Source organism: Streptomyces sp. WMMC500 (assembly GCF_027497195.1).
In the GTDB taxonomy this organism is placed as follows: Bacteria; Actinomycetota; Actinomycetes; order Streptomycetales; family Streptomycetaceae; genus Streptomyces.
In genome coordinates this window covers 509323-526136 of record NZ_CP114905.1, presented here as the reverse complement: position 1 = coordinate 526136, position 16814 = coordinate 509323, and the positions used below count along the sequence as shown (strand labels likewise).

Here is a 16814-nt window from a genome sequence, read left to right as displayed (position 1 = left end):
CTTCGTGCGCGGAGCCTTCTGCGGCGCGTCACCCTCCGCTATCTTCTGGCCACCCTCATCGCTCTCCGCCTCCGGGAGACCGCCCATGCGCATACGCGCCCCCCGTCACACCGTGCTCCGCACGGCCGTCCTCGCGGCCTGCGCCGCGGCCGTCGTGCTGGCGCCGGTCACCGGCCCGCCGGCGGAGGCGGCCGACCCACCGCGTACCGGCTTCGAGGAGAGCGGCGGCGCCCGCTGGACCAGCGGGCAGGAGGAGGCGGCGTTCCTGGCCGCCGTGGCCGAGGACAGCCGGCGCGTGGCCGTCGACCGCATCGGCACGACGGAACAGGGCCGCCCCCTCAACCTCGTCCGCATCGGCGCCCCCGTCCCGCCCACGCCGGCGCAGGCCGTCCGCGGCAGCGTCGTCCTGCTCATATGCGGCCAGCACGGCGACGAACCCGCCGGCCGCGAGGCGTGCCTGACCAGCCTGCGCGACCTGGCGTACGCCAAGGACGCCGAGACCCGCCGCTTCCTGGCCCGCAACCGGGTCCTCGTCGTCCCCAACGCCAACCCCGACGGCCGCGCCGCCGGCACCCGCGGCAACGCCGACGGCGTCGACGTCAACCGCGACCACATCGCCCTGGAGACCGCCGAGGGCCGCGCGCTGGCCGCCGTCATCCGCGACCACCGCCCCGACGTCATCCACGACCTGCACGAGTACGAGGCCACCGAGCCGTACTACGTCAAGGACGTGCTCGCGCTCTGGCCGCGCAACCTCAACACCCACGACGACGTCCACCGCGAGGCCCGCCACCTGTCCGAGGACCACGTCCGCGAAGGCGTCGAGGAGGCCGGCTACAGCAGCGGCGTCTACGGCATCTGGACCGACCCGCAGACCGGCGAGCCCGTTCGCCAGGTCGCCGGCGACGGACAGGAGCGCATCCTGCGCAACGCCGCGGGCCTCAAGCACGCCGCCGGGCTGCTGGTCGAGACGCGCATCACCGCGCTCACCGACGACGAGCGCGACGACCCCGTCGCCAACCACCGCCGCCGCGTCGCCTCCCAGCTCACCGCGCTCGACGCCACGTACGACTACGCCGCGGACCACCGCGGCCGGCTGGCCACCGCCACCGCCGCGGCCCGCGCCCGCGGCCTCGCCGACACCGGCCCCGTCTACCTTGGCGGCGCCGACAACGAGCCGCCCGCCCCCGGCCAGATCGTCGACGACCCGCCCTGCGGCTACGCTCTCGACCCCGCACAGTACGACGCGGTCGGCGACGAACTCGAGCTGCACGGCGTCGAGGTCCGCCCCCGCCCGGGCGGCGGCGCGCTGGTGAAGCTGCGGCAGCCGCTGCGCGCGCTGGTGCCGCTGCTGCTGGACCAGCGGGCGGTGTACGAGCTGACGGACGGCCGGCCCGTCGAACGCTGCCGCTGAGGCGGCTCCGCGGCTACGGCCCGGGCGGCGCGGTGGAAAGCAGCCCCGCCGCCTCCTCCGCGCAGCCCCACGCCACCGTCACCCCGGCGCCCCCGTGCCCGTAGTTGTGCACGCACAGCGCCCCGCCCGGCAGGCGCTCCGCCGCCAGCCGCACGGCGGGGCGGGCCGGGCGCAGCCCGACGCGGTGGCCGAGGACCCGGGCACGGGCGACCCCGGGGAGGACGCGCGCGCAGCGCGCGACGATGGCCTCGGCCACCGCCGGGTCCGGCTCGGTGCCCCAGGCATCCTCGACGGCCGTGCCGCCGAGCACGAGCCCGTACGGCTGCGGGAGCGCGTACAGCGTGGCGGTCGCGTCCTTGTACGCCGCGACCACCCACTCCTCGACGCCCGGGTTCTCCACGACGACGAGCTGCCCCTGCACCGGACGCACGCTCGGGTCCGGCACCAGCTCGCGGGCGCCCAGGCCGGTGCAGTTGACGACGTACGGAGCCGCGCGCCCGGCCTCGCCGAGCGAGCCGGCCGCGCGCCGCTCGACCCGGCCGCCGGCCGCGGCCAGCCGGTCGTGCAGGTGGGCCAGGTGCGTGGCCGTGTCGACGATCGGCACCGTGGCGCGCACGCCCGTGGCGTACTCCCCGGGCAGCTCCGCGGAGCCGGCCGCCCGCACGTCGCGCAGGGCGCGCCGCCAGGCCCCGAGGCCGGCGAGGCCGGCGCCGAGCTGCAGCCCCGTACGCATCCGCACGCCCGTCACCGCCGCGTGCTCCGCCTGCCGGGCGTACACCTCGAACGACCGCACCGACCAGTCCGCCACCCGGTGTTCGGGCTCGATCCGGTACGGCCACCACAGCCCGCCCGCGACCGCCGACGTCGTCTCCTGCGCCGGCTCCCGCGCCCACACCGCGACCCGCCGGCCGCCCTCGGCGAGGACGACCGCACTGGTCAGGCCGATGATGCCGGCGCCGAGCACGATGACTTCCGATTCCATCAGGGCAGTCTGCCGCACCGTCCGCGATCACGCGCGGGGTGGTGGAGCGCCGATGGTGATCGCTACCCTGTTCGCATGTCGAATCACGTGAGTACTGCAAGCGTTCGGGGGGCGCGCGCCCCGCGCCGATGAGCGCCCGCCCGGGGGTCCGCCGGCCCGGCAGGGACGCGCCGGCCATCCGCACCCGCACACCCCGCGAGCTGAAGCGCAGCCGCCGCCCCCGCGCCCACTCCTGCTGGGACCACCTCTACGCCGCCCCCCTCAGGCCCCTCCACGGCGCCAACCTCGGTACGCTCCTGCGCACCTGTGACGCCGTCGGCGCCTGCCTCGTCGTGCCCCGCTTCCCCTGGGTGCCCGAGGCGCTGGCCCGCGGCAACACGCTGCGCCGCCCCGTCTGCGTGCACTGGACCGGCGACCCGCTGCGCTGGCTGGAGCGGCAGCGCGCCGCGGGCCGGAGCGTCCTCGGCGTCGAACTCGCCGACGAGGCCGTGCGCCTGGCCGACCTGCCGGCCGCGCGCCGCCCCACGGTCATGGTGCTCGGTCACGAGCAGCACGGCATCCCGCCGGACGCGCTCGACCTGCTCGACGAGGCCGTCGAGATACCCATGGTCGGCACCGGCGCCAGCCTCAACGTCGCCGTGGCCGGCTCCCTCGTCCTCTACCGCCTGGCCGGGCTGCTGTGACCGGCGAAGTCCTGCTCATGGCCGGAGTCCTGCTGCTCGGCGCGTCCGTGCAGCGGCTCGCGGGCATCGGCCTCGCGCTGGTCGCCGGCCCGGCGCTGGCACTGGTGCTCGGCCCGGCCGAGGGCGTCCGGCTGTCCAACGTCGCCGCCGGCGCCATCTGCGTGTTCGGCCTGGCCACCGTCTGGCGGCAGGTCCGGCCCGGCGCCATGGTGCCGCTGCTGGCCGCCGCGGTCTGCACGGTGCCGATCGGCGCCGTCACGGCCGCGCAACTGCCCGCGCCCGTGCTGCTGACCGGCATGGGCGCGATGGTCTGCGGCGCCGTCGGGCTCGTCATGGCCGGGGCCCGCGCCGAGTCGCTGCGCGGCACCGGCGGGGCGGTCACGGCCGGCGCGGTGAGCGGTTTCATGAACTCCTCCGCGGGCATCGGCGGCCCCGCCGTCTCGCTGTACGCCGTCAACGCGGGCTGGACGGTGCGGGAGTTCGTGCCGAACGCCCTGTTCTACGGCGTCGTCATCAACATCGTCTCCGTCACCGCCAAGGGACCGCCCGACCTGTCGGCCGTCGCGTGGGTGCTGTGCGTGGCGGCCGTCGCCGCGGGCGCGCTCATCGGCCGCGCCCTGGGCGACCGGGTGCCCGAGGCGCCCGCGCGCCGGCTGGTGCTGATCCTCGGGCTGGCCGGCGGCGCGGCCACGCTGACGAAGGGCCTGCTGGGGCTCTGACACCGGCGGCGCGCCGCCCGACCCGGCCGCCGCCCGTCACCGTACGGGCAGCCCCCGGTCCTCCTTCACGGTCTTCATCGTCAGATGAGACGTCACCCGGGCCACGCCCGGCAGTGCGAGCAGCACCTCGGTGTTGAACTTCTCGTACGCGGCCAGGTCACCGACCGCGACGCGCAGCACGAAGTCGGTGTCGCCGAAGACGCGGTGAGCTTCGACGACCTCCTCGCGCTCCTGGACCATGCGCTCGAACTCGGCCACCGTCGCCCGGTCCTCCCGCGCCAGCGCCACGGTGACGAACGCCTGGAAGCCGCGGCCGACGGCGTCGGCGTCGAGCAGCGCGCGATAGCCGCGCAGCACGCCGTCCCGCTCCAACTGCCGCACCCGGCGCAGACAGGGGGAGGGGGTCAGCCGGACCCGGTCGGCGAGCTCGGTGTTGCTGAGGCGGCCGTCCCGCTGCAGTTCGCGCAGGATCGCGCGGTCGATGGCGTCCATGACGCCATCTTCTGCCACGCGGCGGCCCTTCGGGGCGGAGATCGGCCATCGGCTGCCCCGGCGCGACGGCTAGCGTCGCCCGCATGGACACCCACCTGCTGGTGCTGTTTCTCGGCGTCGACCTGCTGCTCATCGCCACCCCCGGGCCCGACTGGCTGTACATCGTCGCCCGCGGCCTCGGCCAGGGCCGCCGGGCGGCGCTGTACGCGGTCGCCGGCATCGGCACCGGCTACGCCGCGCACACCGTGCTCGCCGCGGTCGGCCTCGCGGCGGCCCTGGGGGCGGTGCCCGGGGCCCTGCCCGCGCTGCGCTACGCGGGCGCGGCGTACCTGGTGTTCCTCGCCTGGCAACTCCTGCGCTCGCTGCGCCGCACCGGGGGGCTGCGCGCGGCGGCGGACGGGCCCGCCGGCGCCGGCCCGGGCCCGGCGACGGTGCTGCGGCAGAGCCTGCTCACGGCGCTGCTCAACCCCAAGGGGCTGCTGCTGTACCTGGCGCTGATCCCGCAGTTCATCAACCCCGACGCGGCGCTGCCGCTGGGCGTGCAGACCGCGGTGCTCGGCCTGGTGCACGTCGTCAACTGCACGCTCGGCTACGTGCTGGTGGCGCTGGTCTCCGCCCGCGCCGGCAGCGCCTTCGGCAGGAACCCGCGGGCGGCCCGCCGGCTGAGCGCCGTCTCCGCGGCCCTGCTGCTGGCCACCGCGGGCTTCACGGCCGGCGCCCACTGACCGCCGGTGCCCGGCCGGCGACCGCGCACGACGGCCGCCGCGACCACGTGCACCGGCAGGGCGGGGACCCGGAGCGCAGCCGGGTTCCCGCCGCTGCGGGCCTGTGAACCGTCCCGCGCCCCGCCGCCCTGCCGGGCTCGCCGCCGGTCGCCGGCTCGCCGCGCCGCGGCGGGCGAGGCGCGATCAGCGCTTGCCGCGCGGCGCGTTGCCGCCGCCCCGGCCGCCGCCGCCGAGCAGGCCCGCGCGTCGCAGCGCGTCCGCCATCTCGCTGTTCTCCGGCTGTGCGTCGCGGCGCCGGCCCCCGCCCCCGCGCTGCCGCCCGCCGCCCGCGCCCTGGCCGCCGCCACCCTGGCCGCCGCCGGGCCCGCCGCCGCGCTGCCGCGGCGGGCCCTGCCGGTCCCGCTCGCGCCCGCCGCCCCGGCCGCCGGCCGCCGGCTTGCCCGGCTCGTCGTCCAGCCGCAGCGTCAGCGAGATCCGCTTCCGCGGCACGTCCACGTCCAGCACCTTCACCTTCACGATGTCGCCGGGCTTGGCGACTTCGCGCGGGTCCTTCACGAACGTCTTCGACATCGCCGACACGTGCACCAGCCCGTCCTGGTGCACGCCCACGTCGACGAACGCGCCGAACGCGGCCACGTTCGTCACCACGCCCTCCAGCACCATCCCCTGCTGCAGGTCGCCGATCTTCTCCACGCCCTCCTTGAACACCGCCGTGCGGAACGCGGGCCGCGGGTCGCGCCCCGGCTTCTCCAACTCCCTGAGGATGTCGGTCACCGTCGGCAGCCCGAACCGCTCGTCCGTGAAGTCCTGCGGCTTCAGGGACCGCAGCGTCCGCGCGTCGCCGATGAGCGCCGCCACCTCCGCGCCGCCCGCCTTCACCATCCGCCGCACCACCGGATACGCCTCCGGGTGCACGCCGGAGGCGTCCAGCGGGTCCTCGCCGCCGCGGATGCGCAGGAAGCCCGCGCACTGCTCGAAGGCCTTCGGCCCCAGCCGGGGCACGTCCTTGAGCGCCGCGCGGCTGCGGAACGGGCCGTTGGCGTCGCGGTGCGCCACGATGTTCTCCGCGAGCCCCGCGCCGATGCCGGAGACCCGCGCCAGCAGCGGCGCCGAGGCGGTGTTGAGGTCGACGCCCACGCCGTTGACGCAGTCCTCCACGACCGCGTCCAGGGAGCGCGACAGCTTCGCCTCCGCCAGGTCGTGCTGGTACTGGCCGACGCCGATCGACTTCGGGTCGATCTTCACCAGCTCGGCCAGCGGGTCCTGCAGCCGCCGCGCGATGGACACCGCGCCGCGCAGCGACACGTCCAGCTCCGGCAGCTCCTGGGAGGCGAACGCCGACGCCGAGTACACCGAGGCCCCGGCCTCCGAGACCATCACCTTCGTCAGCTTCAGCGCGGGCTGCGCGGCGATCAGATCGGCGGCCAGCTTGTCGGTCTCCCGCGAGCCGGTGCCGTTGCCGATCGCGACCAGCTCCACGGCCTGCACGCGCGCGAGTTCGGCGAGGACGGCCAGCGCCTCGTCCCACTTCCGGTGCGGCGCGTGCGGGTACACGGTCGCGGTGGCGGCGACCTTGCCGGTGGCGTCGACGACGGCGACCTTCACGCCCGTACGCAGCCCGGGGTCCAGGCCCAGCGTGGGGCGCGTCCCCGCCGGGGCGGCCAGCAGCAGGTCCCGCAGGTTGGCGGCGAAGACGTCCACCGCCTGGTCCTCGGCGGCCGTGCGCAGCCGCAGCCGCAGGTCGATGCCGAGGTGCACCAGGATGCGCGTCCGCCACGCCCAGCGCACCGTCTCGGCGAGCCAGGGGTCGGCGGGCCGGCCCCGGTTCTCCACGCCGAACCGGGCCGCGATGGCCCGCTCGTACGCCGACGGGCCCTCCTGCTCCGCCTCGCCGGGCCCGTCGGGCTCCAGGGAGAGGTCGAGGATCTCCTCCTTCTCGCCGCGGAAGAGGGCGAGGATGCGGTGCGACGGCAGGTCGGTCAGCGGCTCGGCGAAGTCGAAGTAGTCCGAGAACTTCGCGCCCGCCTCCTCCTTGCCCTCGCGCACCTTGGCGGCCGCGCGGCCGTGCGTCCACATCCGCTCGCGCAGCTCGCCGATCAGGTCGGCGTCCTCGCCGAACCGCTCGGTGAGCACGGCCCGCGCGCCCTCCAGCGCCGCGGCCGGGTCGGCGACGCCCTTGTCCGCGTCCACGAACGCGGCGGCCGCCGCGAGCGGCTCCACCGAGGGGTCGGCCAGCAGCCCGTCGGCCAGCGGTTCGAGACCGGCCTCGCGGGCGATCTGCGCCTTGGTGCGGCGCTTCGGCTTGTAGGGCAGATAGACGTCCTCCAGCCGGGCCTTGGAGTCGGCGGCACGGATCTGCGCCTCCAGCTCCTCGGTCAGCTTGCCCTGGCCGCGCACGGACTCCAGGATCGCCGCCCGCCGGTCCTCCAGCTCCCGCAGATACCGCAGCCGCTCCTCCGCGGTGCGCAACTGGGCGTCGTCGAGCATCTCCGTCGCCTCTTTGCGGTAACGCGCGATGAACGGCACGGTGGCGCCGTCGTCGAGCAGCCGCACCGCCGCAGTGATCTGCCGCTCGCGTACGCCGAGCTCCTCGGCGATCCTGGCCTCAATCGATACCGACGCCGTCACGTCCGCCCCGCTTTCTGTCATCTGTGGCGGACTGCATTGTGGCAGGTCCGGCCGACAGCCGGGCGCCCGGCGGGAGCCCGGCGGGTCGGAACGGCCCGGGGCGCGTCCGGGACAGGGGGCGAGGACGCGCTCCGGGCGGCGGGCGGGCGGGGTCTCAGACGGTGCGCCGGCGGTTCCTGCGACCGGTCCGGGAGGCCCCGCTGAAGAGCCGGGCGACCAGGCGGAAGGGAAGCGTCACGATCGTGGCAAGGGCGCCGCCGATCATGCGCAGGACGTCGGCGATGGCTCGCATGGCTGATCTCCTCGCTGCTCGGGTGGAGTACGGCGGGTAGCCGTCGCGGCCCCGCGCAAACACCGGCGGCCCCACCCGCGGGCCCCACCCTCGGACCGCGCCCGTGGGGCCGCGGCCGTGGGCCGCGGCCGTCAGCCCTTGCCGAAGATGTCCTTGGGCATCGCCCCCGCGGCCAGTGCGGCGCTGGTGTAGCCGGTGGCCAGCTCGGTCAGCCGCGCCACGCCCGCCGCGCCCAGACCCGCGTACGGGCCCAGGTCCACCCGGTCCGTCTCGTCCTCCAGCCCCTTGCGCAGCTCCGTGCCCGCCTCGGTCAGCTCGCCGTCTCCGGTCAGCAGCCCGCGGGCCCGCAACCGTTCCTGGGCAGCGGCCCACTCCTCCGCATCCCAGCCGCGCGAGTACTGCGCGAACCCGGGCGTGAAGCCGAACCCGGAAGCGGTGTGGGTGACCTGGGACTCCAGGCCGTCGAGCCCGGCGTGGGCCAGCACCGCGTTGTGGCTGTCCCCGCGGTGCTCGCGCAGCCGGGTCGCGGCGTGCCAGAGCACCAGGTGCGGGGCGTCCGGCACCGGCTGTTCCTCCTCGGCCGCGTACAGCGCCCGGCCGGCGCGCTCGCCGCCCGCCGCCGCCCGCTGCGCCAGCTCCGCGGCCTCGGCCAGCTCCGGCGAGGCGATCGTCTCCTCGCCGAGCAGCCGCCGCAGCACGGCGTCGGCGACGCGCAGCCGGGCCGCCAGCACCGTGTCCGGGTCCGCGGCCGTCCAGGCGGCGGGCAGGTGCTGTGCGGCCAGTCGGTGGCTGTAGTTGTAGAAGGTGGCGGTGACCACGCCGGGACCGACGGGACCCATGGCGGCGGACCGGGCGGTGAAGTACGCGGCGTGCCAGCCGTCGATGCCGATGCCCGCGAACTCCTCGGTGAACTCCGGCGCGAAGTAGATCGCCGAGTGCAGCGGATTGAGGACCTGTTGGCAGCGGCGGCCGGCGCGCGGCGGGAGTGACGTCATGCGGCCAGGCTACTGAGCGGACGCTTAGCAAGAGAAGGGGGCGGTGCGGTGGCATGGCAGGAAAGGTGGGATCTTCGTCATTGCTGCCGGCGCGGCCGGAGCCCACGATGGAGCCATGGCAGCGCGCACCGTCCTCTTCGTCCTCTTCGACGACATGCAGAGCCTCGACCTCACCGGCCCGCTGGAGGTGTTCGCCGGCGCCGAGCGGGCCACCCCCGGCACGTACCGGATACGCACCGCCTCCGTCGGCGGCCGGCCCGTGCGCGCCTCCTCCGGGCTCACGCTGACGCCCGACGGCCCGCTGGCCGGCGCCCCCGCGCCGCACACCCTCGTCGTGCCCGGGGGCCACGGCGCCCGCCGCCCGCAGCCGGAGATCACCGGCTGGCTGCGCGACCGGGCGCCCGCCGCCCGGCGGGTGGTCTCCGTCTGCACCGGCGCAGAACTGCTCGCCGGCGCCGGGCTGCTGGACGGGCGCCGGGCCACGACCCACTGGTCGTACTGCGAAGAACTCGCCCGCCGCCACCCGGCCGTCGACGTCGACCCCGACCCGATCTTCGTCCGCGACGGCGACGTGGCCACCTCCGCCGGCGTCACCTCCGGCATCGACCTCGCGCTCGCGCTCGTCGAGGAGGACCTGGGCCGCGACCTCGCGCTGCGCATCGCCCGCCACCTCGTGGTGTTCCTGCGGCGCCCGGGGAACCAGGCGCAGTTCAGCACCCATCTCGCCGCCCAGACCGCGCAGCGGGAGCCGCTGCGCGCGGTGCAGCAGTGGATCGACGAACACCCCGGCGGCGACCTGTCCGTGGACACGCTGGCCGGCCGGGCGGGCCTCTCGCCGCGCCACTTCGCGCGCGCCTTCCGGGCCGAGACGGGCGTGACGCCCGGGCGGTACGTCGACGGCGTGCGCCTGGAGGCGGCCCGCCGGCTGCTGGAGGACAGCGCGTACGGCGTCGAGGAGGTCGCCCGGCTCTGCGGCTACGGCACCCCGGAGGCGATGCGGCGCGCCTTCGTCCGGAGCCTCGGCGCCTCGCCCGCCGAGTACCGCCGCCGCTTCGCCGCCGCCTGAACCGTCCGTACCGCCAGCGCGGTCCACCGACCCGAACGAAAGAGGAAGAGGAACCATGCAGATCGCCATCGTGCTCTTCGACCGCTTCACCGCCCTCGACGCCGTCGGCCCGTACGAGATGCTCGGCCGCATGAGCGGCGCCGATGTCGTCACCGTCGCCGAGGCCCGCGGCCCGGTACGCAACGACGTCGGCAGCCTCGCCGTGGTCGCCGACGCCGCGCTGGACGAGGTCGGGCGGCCGGACATCGTTGTCGTCCCCGGCGGGCCCGGCCAGTCGGAGCAGATGGCCGACGGGCCGCTGCACGAGTGGCTGCGGGCCGTGGACGAGCACACCCGGTGGACCACTTCCGTGTGCACCGGCTCGCTGGTCCTCGCCGCCGCCGGCCTGCTGCGCGGGCGCCGCGCCACCTCGCACTGGCTCGCCCGCGAGCAGCTCCGCGCCCACGGCGCCGAGCCGGCCGGCGAACGGGTGGTCTTCGACGGCAAGTACGTCACCGCCGCCGGGGTCTCCGCCGGCATCGACATGAGCCTGACACTGGTCGGGCGGCTCCAGGGGGACGCGAGGGGGCAGGCTGTTCAGCTCGCCACCGAGTACGACCCGCAGCCGCCCTACGACGCGGGCGCACCGGAGAAGGCGCCGGCGGAGATCGTCCGACTGCTGCGCTCCCGCAGCCGGTTCGTCCTCGAAGGCGTACGGGACTGACCGCGCGGCGGGGTCCGGGGGCCGGGGCGACGGCGGTCAGACCGTCCAGGTGAAGCGCGGCTCGCGGCGCTCCAGGAACGCGGCCACGCCCTCCGCGGTGTCGCCGGCCGCGCGCGCCTGCCGGGCCCAGTGCGCGACACGTGCCGCGTCCGAACCGGCGCCGGCGGGCGAGCCGTCGTCCCCGTACACCGCGGCCGTGTCCGCGAAGTCCTTCGCCGCCGCCTGCGTGAGCTGCGAGCGCGCCGCGAGCACCGACGTGAACTCCGCCACCCGCGCGCCGAGTTCCGGCGCGGGCAGCACCTCGTCCGCCAGGCCGGTGCGCAGCGCCCGCGCGGCGTCGATCAACTCGGCGGAGAACAGCAGGTACTTCGCCGTCGCCGGGCCCACCAGCCGCACGAGCCGGCGCGTCGCGCCCGCCGGGTAGACGATGCCCAGCTTGGCCGGGGTGACCCCGAACAGCGCGTCCTCGGCGGCGAACCGCAGGTCGCAGGCCGCCGCGAGCTGGCAGCCGCCGCCCACGCAGTGCCCTCGTACGGCGGCCAGCGTCGGCTTGGGGAAGGCGGCGAGCGCCTCCTCCGCGGCCTCGGCGAGGCCCTGCGTGCCCTCGCTGCCCGCCCGCAGCGAGCCGATGTCGGCGCCCGCGCAGAACGTGCCGCCCGCGCCGGTGAGCACCACCGCGCGTACCGCCCGGTCCGCGGCGAGCCCCGCCAGCAGTCCGGGCAGCGCGCGCCACATGTCCGGCGTCATCGCGTTGCGCTTGGCCGGGTTGCTGATGACCAGCGTCGCCACGCCCCCGTCGGTGCTGCACCGCAGCTCACCTTCGCTCATGCCCGGGAGCCTCTCACGGCGGGGCGGAGCCCCGGATCTACAGCGGCTCGATGTCGCTCACCTCCCCGTCCAGCGCCAGCCAGCGCGTGATCCCGATGTCGCGCAGGAACCGCACGTCGTGGCTGGCCACCACGAGCGCCCCCGCGTACGACTCCAGCGCGCGGACCAACTGCCGCACGCTCGCCAGGTCCAGGTTGTTCGTCGGCTCGTCCAGCATCAGCAACTGCGGTGCCGGCTCTGCCAGCATCAGGGCCGCCAGCGTGGCGCGGAACCGCTCTCCGCCCGACAGCGTGCCCACGATCTGGTCCGCCCTGCCCTGCCGGAACAGGAACCGGGCCAGCCGGGCGCGGATCTGCTGGTTGGTCGCCGCGGGCGCCAGCAGGGCCACGTTCTCGACGATGCTCAGCGCGTCGTCGAGCACGTCGAGCCGCTGCGGCAGATAGCGCAGCGGCACGTGCACCGCCGCTTCACCGGCCCGCGGGGCGAGCTCTCCGGCGACCGTGCGCAGCAGCGTCGACTTGCCGGCGCCGTTGCGCCCGGTCAGGGCGATCCGCTCCGGGCCGCGCACCTGCAGCGCCTCGACCCGCGCGCCGTAGCGCAGCTCCAGTCCGCGCAACGTGAACACCTCCCGGCCCGCGGGCACGGCGGTGTACGACAGGTCGACGCGGATCTCGTCGTCGTCCCGTACCGCCGCCTCCGCCTCGTCCAGCCGCTTGCCGGCGTCCTTCAGCCGCTCCTCGTGCATGATGCGGTGCTTGCCGGCGGAGACCTGGGCCTCCCGCTTGCGCGCGTTCATGACGATCTTCGGCTCGCGCTTGTTCGCGAACTGCTTGTCGGCGTACCGCTTGCGCTTGCTCAGCTTCTCGTGGGCCTCGGCCAGCTCGCGCTTCTGCCGCTTGAGGTCGGCCTCCGCGGAGCGCACCGTCCGCTCGGCGGCCTCCTGCTCGACGGCCAGCGCCTCCTCGTACGCCGTGAAGTTGCCGCCGTACCAGGCGACTTCGCCGTCCCGCAGGTCTGCCACCTGGTCGACGCGGTCGAGCAGTTCGCGGTCGTGGCTGACGATCACCAGCACGCCCGGCCACGACTCCACGGCCGCGTACAGCCGGCGGCGGGCCGTCAGGTCGAGGTTGTTCGTCGGCTCGTCCAGCAGCAGCACGTCCGGCCGCCGCATGAGCAGCGCCGCCAGCCGCAGCAGCACCGACTCGCCGCCGGAGACCTCGCCGATGGTGCGGTCGAGGCCGACGTGCGCCAGGCCGAGCTCGTCGAGGGTGGCGCGGGCACGCTCCTCGACGTCCCAGTCGTCGCCGACGGCGGTGAAGTGCTCCTCGGCGGCGTCCCCCGCCTCGATCGCGTGCAGCGCGCGCCGCACACCGGCGATGCCCAGCACCGCGTCGACCCGCGCGGCGGTGTCGAGGACGAGGTTCTGCGGCAGGTAGCCGACCGAGCCCGCGGCCCTGACCGTGCCGGCGGCCGGGCTCAGCTCCCCGGCCATCAGCCGCAGCAGCGTGGACTTGCCCGTGCCGTTGCGGCCGACCAGCCCGGTGCGGCCGGGGCCGACCGCGAGGTCGAAGCCCTCGAAGACGGTCGTGCCGTCGGGCCAGGTGAAGGCCAGCCCGGAGCAGATGACGGAGGCCGCGGTGTGCGGCGTGGAGGGAAATGACATGGCGTCTCCCGGTGGGCTCGTAGGGGTGCGACGGGGCGGCGTCGGCACCGGACGGCGACCTGGGAGAGCCGGGTGGAACGGGAGCGGGGCTGGGTGCCCTGCAGGAGGGAGAGGTGGCTCGAGCCATGAGGTCGCACGTGCCGCACACGGGAAACGCCGCGGGCACGGTGCCGAAGAGACCTCAGACGAGCAACACCTTCTCCAATCGTCGACTGCAGGGCACTGGGAACGTACGACGGCTCAACGGGAATCGGCAACCGATTATTTCGATCTCAACGCAGGCCGGTCATGGCGCAGCCGGTCGGAAGGTGACGAAAGCCAGTCAAGTTCTGCGCGATGGGGGGTGAGCTGACGGTGATTGCCAACACTCGGAGGGTGAGCGGTAGTGAAAGCAGGTGCCGGCGGTGAACGACGGCGGAAGACTCAGACCCGAGCCGGGGCAGGTCGTCCCGGCGGCTTACGAGGGCACCTGGAAGTTCGACGCCCCGGCGCTCGACTCCTCCGTGCCCCAGTCCCGGCACGCCGTACGCGAGCTCCTCGTCCGCCGGCGCGTGCCCATCGGCGACGAACTGCTGCAGAGCGTGCTGCTGATCGTCTCGGAACTGGTGACGAACGCGGTCCGGCACGCCGGTGTGCTCTCCCCGGAGATCGGCGTCGAGCTGTCGGTCAGCGCCGGCTGGGTCCGCGTCGCCGTCCGGGACCAGCACCCGTACCGCCCGAAGGCCCTGCAGGCGGACGAAGCGGAGACGGGCGGCCGGGGCCTGCTGCTCGTCAAGACGCTCACGCACGAGGCGGGCGGTGCCTGCGACGTCCAGCACACCGTCGACGGCGGGAAGGTGATCTGGGCCTCCCTCCCGCTGCCCGGCTTCACCAGCCGGACGCCGGCCCCGTCAGTTCCCGGATGGCCGGCCTGGCAGCGTCGAGCACCGTCATGAACCACGCCGAGAACGGGTCCTCGGCGTGCCGCTCGGCCAGCTCCTCCGCCGTGACGAAGGCGACCGCGCCGACCTCGTCCGCGGCCGGCCGCGGCTCGGCCCGCAGCAGCCCGGCGAAGAGGTGGTTGTACTCGTGCTCGACCAGTCCCGACTCCGGGTCCGGGTGGTGGTACGTCACCGTCCCCGCCTCGGCCAGCAGCGCCGGCGAGACACCCAGCTCCTCGAACGTCCGGCGGGCCGCGGCGGCCAGCGGCGACTCGCCCGGGTAGGGGTGGCCGCAGCACGAGTTGGACCACACGCCGGGGGAGTGGTACTTGCCGAGCGCCCGCTGCTGGATGAGCATCCGGCCGGCGGTGTCGAAGAGGAATACGGAGAACGCGCGGTGCAGCCGGCCGGGCGCCCGGTGCGCGGACAGCTTCTCGGCGGTGCCGACGGTGGTGCCGTCCTCGTCGACGAGCTCCAGCATGATCTCTTCGGTGGTAGCGGCCGGCATGCCCATCCTTCGCGTCCGATCTACGGCGTCCGGTGCAGCGCCGCCCCGGGTGCCGCGGCGGGCGGAGACGACGGAACGCCTCGTTCAGTCTGCCCTACCGGCGACGGCTCAATGACAGAGATGTGCCTCGTGCTCGGCGTGTCCGACGGGCTCGATCTGGAACGTGCAGTGGTCGACGTCGAAGTGGTCGCCGAGGCACCCCTGCAGATCGTGCAGCAGCCGCTCCTGCCCCACGGCCTGCAGCACGTCCTCCCTGACCACGACGTGCGCCGATATCACGGGCATCCCCGAGGTGATCGTCCACACGTGCAGGTCGTGCAGCTCCACCACGCCCGGCAGCGCGAGGATGTGCGTACGCACCTCGGAGACGTCCACGTCCCTGGGCGCCGCCTCCAGCAGCACGTCCAGCGCCTCCCGCAGCAGCCGGAACGTCCGCGGGATGATCATCGAGCCGATGGCGAGCGAGGCGACCGGGTCCGCGTACTGCCAGCCGGTGGTGACGATCACCAGCGCCGAGATGATCACCGCGACCGACCCGAGCGCGTCCGCCAGCACCTCCAGGAAGGCGCCGCGCACGTTCAGGCTCTCCTGCCGGCCGCGCATCAGCAGCGCCAGCGAGATCAGGTTGACCACCAGGCCCGCGGCACCGAACGCGAACGTCAGCCCGCCCTCGATCTCCGGCGGGTCCATGAAGCGGCGCACCGCCTGGTAGAGGATGTAGCCGCCGACGCCGAAGAGCAGCAGACAGTTCGCCAGCGCCGCCAGGATCTCGGCCCGCGCGAAGCCGAAGGTGCGCCGCTCGCTCGTCGGCCGGTTCGCGAAGTGGATCGCCAGCAGCGCCATGGACAGCCCGACCACGTCGGTCGCCATGTGCCCGGCGTCCGCGACGAGCGCCAGCGAACCCGTGATCACCCCGCCGACCACCTGCAGCCCCAGCACCGAGAGCGTGAGGAGCAGGGCGACGCGCAGCCGGCCGCGGTGCGCGGCGGAGGCCGTGCCGGCGGCCGGTCCGTGGGAGTGGTCGTGCCCAGCGCCCATGCCGCGTGCCCTCCGGTTCCCGAGACGGTCGCGGACAGCCCTCCTGCCCGCCCGACGATCTCAGTGAACTACGGGCAGGGGGTATTCGCCAAACCCTGACATGAAGTCGGTTTTCATCGTCTGACCTGCGGAAACGCTCCTGCGAGCGTCTCGGCTGGTCAGCCGCGCCGCGCCGCCGGACGGCTGTGCAGCCAGCCCGCCCAGGCGGACTCGACCATGGCGCGCACGTCCAGCCGGGGGAGCCAGCCCAGCTCCTTGGCCGCCAGGTCGTACGACGCGACCACCCGGGCCGGGTCCCCGGGGCGCCGGGGGCGGACCACCGGGGCGTGCTCGCGCCGCCCCGTGACGTCGGCGACGACCTCGGTCAGCTCCCGCACCGACACGCCCGTGCCGCTGCCGAGGTTCACCGTCAGGTCGCCGGAGACCGCCGGGGCGGCGACGCGGCGGGCCGCCGCCAGGTGGGCGTCGGCGAGGTCGACCACGTGCACGTAGTCGCGGATACAGGTGCCGTCGGGGGTGGGGTAGTCGTCGCCGAAGATCCGCATCGGCTCGTGCGCCGTCAGCCGCTCGAAGAACATCGGGATCACGTTGAACACCCCGGTGTCCGCCAGCTCGGGGGCGGCCGCACCGGCGACGTTGAAGTAGCGCAGGCAGGCGGTGGCCAGCCCGTGCGCGCGGCCGGTGGCCCGCAGCAGCCACTCGCCGGCGAGCTTGGTCTCGCCGTACGGGTTGATCGGCAGACAGGGGGTGTCCTCGGTGACGAGAGCGACGTCCGGCGTGCCGTAGACGGCGGCGGAGGAGGACAGCACGAAGCGCCGGACGCCCGCGGCCACCACGGCCTCCAGCAGCACGCCCAGGCCGTGCACGTTCTCCCGGTAGTACGAGAGCGGCTGCTCCACGGACTCGCCGACCCGCTTCTTCGCCGCCAGGTGCACCACGCCCGTGACGCCGTACTCGGCGAAGGTCCGGTCGAGCAGCAGCCGGTCCAGGAACGTGCCGCGCACCAGCGGTACGTCCGCGGGCAGCCGGGCCGGATTGCCGGTGGACCCGTCGTCCAGCACGACGACCCGCTCCCCGGCACCCGCCATGGACCGCACGACATGCGCGCCGATGTAACCGGCCCCGCCGGTGATCAACCACGTCATGGCGGAACACTAC

General features: G+C 75.1%; 17 protein-coding genes. 7 read left to right on the top strand and 10 right to left on the bottom strand.

The features are described from left to right. Positions 1–85 precede the first annotated feature (85 nt). Positions 86–1414, top strand: coding sequence for a M14 family metallocarboxypeptidase (locus O7599_RS02140; protein WP_281620341.1), 1329 nt, complete (start codon positions 86–88; stop codon positions 1412–1414). 13 nt (positions 1415–1427) lie between these two features. Here the strand turns inward: O7599_RS02140 and O7599_RS02135 are convergent, their stop codons facing one another. After that, on the bottom strand, positions 1428–2396 hold the full coding sequence (locus O7599_RS02135; RefSeq protein ID WP_281620340.1) for an FAD-dependent oxidoreductase: 969 nt from the start codon (positions 2394–2396) through the stop codon (positions 1428–1430). A 128-nt stretch (positions 2397–2524) separates the two neighbouring features. Between O7599_RS02135 and O7599_RS02130 the strand changes: the two genes are divergently transcribed. Then, complete coding sequence (locus tag O7599_RS02130) at positions 2525–3079, top strand: TrmH family RNA methyltransferase (RefSeq protein WP_281620339.1); 555 nt, start codon at positions 2525–2527, stop codon at positions 3077–3079. A gap of 17 nt (positions 3080–3096) precedes the next feature. Continuing rightward, a complete protein-coding gene (locus O7599_RS02125) occupies positions 3097–3798 on the top strand; it encodes a sulfite exporter TauE/SafE family protein (protein WP_281623249.1) in 702 nt (233 codons plus the stop codon). 36 nt (positions 3799–3834) lie between these two features. On the opposite strand, the gene O7599_RS02120 is transcribed toward O7599_RS02125, so the two are convergent. Then, a complete protein-coding gene (locus O7599_RS02120; protein ID WP_281620338.1) occupies positions 3835–4290 on the bottom strand; it encodes an Lrp/AsnC family transcriptional regulator in 456 nt (151 codons plus the stop codon). An 83-nt stretch (positions 4291–4373) separates the two neighbouring features. On the opposite strand from O7599_RS02120, the gene O7599_RS02115 reads away from it, so the two are divergent. Next, a complete protein-coding gene (locus O7599_RS02115; protein WP_281620337.1) occupies positions 4374–5015 on the top strand; it encodes a LysE family translocator in 642 nt (213 codons plus the stop codon). 183 nt (positions 5016–5198) lie between these two features. Here the strand turns inward: O7599_RS02115 and O7599_RS02110 are convergent, their stop codons facing one another. The 3 genes from O7599_RS02110 to O7599_RS02100 form a co-directional block, all read right to left on the bottom strand. Beyond that, a complete protein-coding gene (locus O7599_RS02110) occupies positions 5199–7664 on the bottom strand; it encodes a Tex family protein (protein WP_281620336.1) in 2466 nt (821 codons plus the stop codon). Positions 7665–7797: 133 nt separating this feature from the next. After that, positions 7798–7935 (bottom strand): LPFR motif small protein, encoded by a 138-nt coding sequence (locus O7599_RS02105; protein WP_281620335.1) that lies wholly within the window; start codon positions 7933–7935, stop codon positions 7798–7800. A gap of 131 nt (positions 7936–8066) precedes the next feature. Beyond that, positions 8067–8930, bottom strand: a complete 864-nt coding sequence (locus O7599_RS02100) for a hypothetical protein (protein WP_281620334.1) — start codon at positions 8928–8930, stop codon at positions 8067–8069. A gap of 115 nt (positions 8931–9045) precedes the next feature. On the opposite strand from O7599_RS02100, the gene O7599_RS02095 reads away from it, so the two are divergent. After that, a complete protein-coding gene (locus tag O7599_RS02095) occupies positions 9046–9996 on the top strand; it encodes a GlxA family transcriptional regulator (RefSeq protein ID WP_281620333.1) in 951 nt (316 codons plus the stop codon). A 55-nt stretch (positions 9997–10051) separates the two neighbouring features. After that, complete coding sequence (locus O7599_RS02090; protein ID WP_281620332.1) at positions 10052–10699, top strand: DJ-1/PfpI family protein; 648 nt, start codon at positions 10052–10054, stop codon at positions 10697–10699. A 36-nt stretch (positions 10700–10735) separates the two neighbouring features. On the opposite strand, the gene O7599_RS02085 is transcribed toward O7599_RS02090, so the two are convergent. Together O7599_RS02085 and O7599_RS02080 are read right to left on the bottom strand one after the other, a co-directional pair. Then, positions 10736–11527, bottom strand: a complete 792-nt coding sequence (locus O7599_RS02085; protein ID WP_281620331.1) for an enoyl-CoA hydratase/isomerase family protein — start codon at positions 11525–11527, stop codon at positions 10736–10738. A gap of 37 nt (positions 11528–11564) precedes the next feature. Beyond that, positions 11565–13190, bottom strand: coding sequence for an ABC-F family ATP-binding cassette domain-containing protein (locus O7599_RS02080; RefSeq protein ID WP_281620330.1), 1626 nt, complete (start codon positions 13188–13190; stop codon positions 11565–11567). A gap of 404 nt (positions 13191–13594) precedes the next feature. On the opposite strand from O7599_RS02080, the gene O7599_RS02075 reads away from it, so the two are divergent. Further along, positions 13595–14125 (top strand): ATP-binding protein, encoded by a 531-nt coding sequence (locus tag O7599_RS02075; RefSeq protein ID WP_281620329.1) that lies wholly within the window; start codon positions 13595–13597, stop codon positions 14123–14125. Here O7599_RS02075 and idi read toward each other — a convergent pair. The 3 genes from idi to galE form a co-directional block, all read right to left on the bottom strand. Then, positions 14058–14618 carry an isopentenyl-diphosphate Delta-isomerase gene (gene idi / locus O7599_RS02070; protein WP_281620328.1) on the bottom strand — a complete coding sequence of 187 codons (561 nt, stop codon included), beginning with the start codon at positions 14616–14618 and terminating at the stop codon, positions 14058–14060. The genes O7599_RS02075 and idi overlap by 68 nt on opposite strands. A 108-nt stretch (positions 14619–14726) precedes the next feature. Continuing rightward, the gene (locus tag O7599_RS02065) at positions 14727–15656 is read right to left on the bottom strand and encodes a cation diffusion facilitator family transporter (RefSeq protein ID WP_281620327.1); all 930 of its coding nucleotides are present in this window, start codon (positions 15654–15656) and stop codon (positions 14727–14729) included. A gap of 158 nt (positions 15657–15814) precedes the next feature. After that, positions 15815–16801 carry a UDP-glucose 4-epimerase GalE gene (galE, locus tag O7599_RS02060; protein WP_281620326.1) on the bottom strand — a complete coding sequence of 329 codons (987 nt, stop codon included), beginning with the start codon at positions 16799–16801 and terminating at the stop codon, positions 15815–15817. Positions 16802–16814 lie beyond the last annotated feature (13 nt).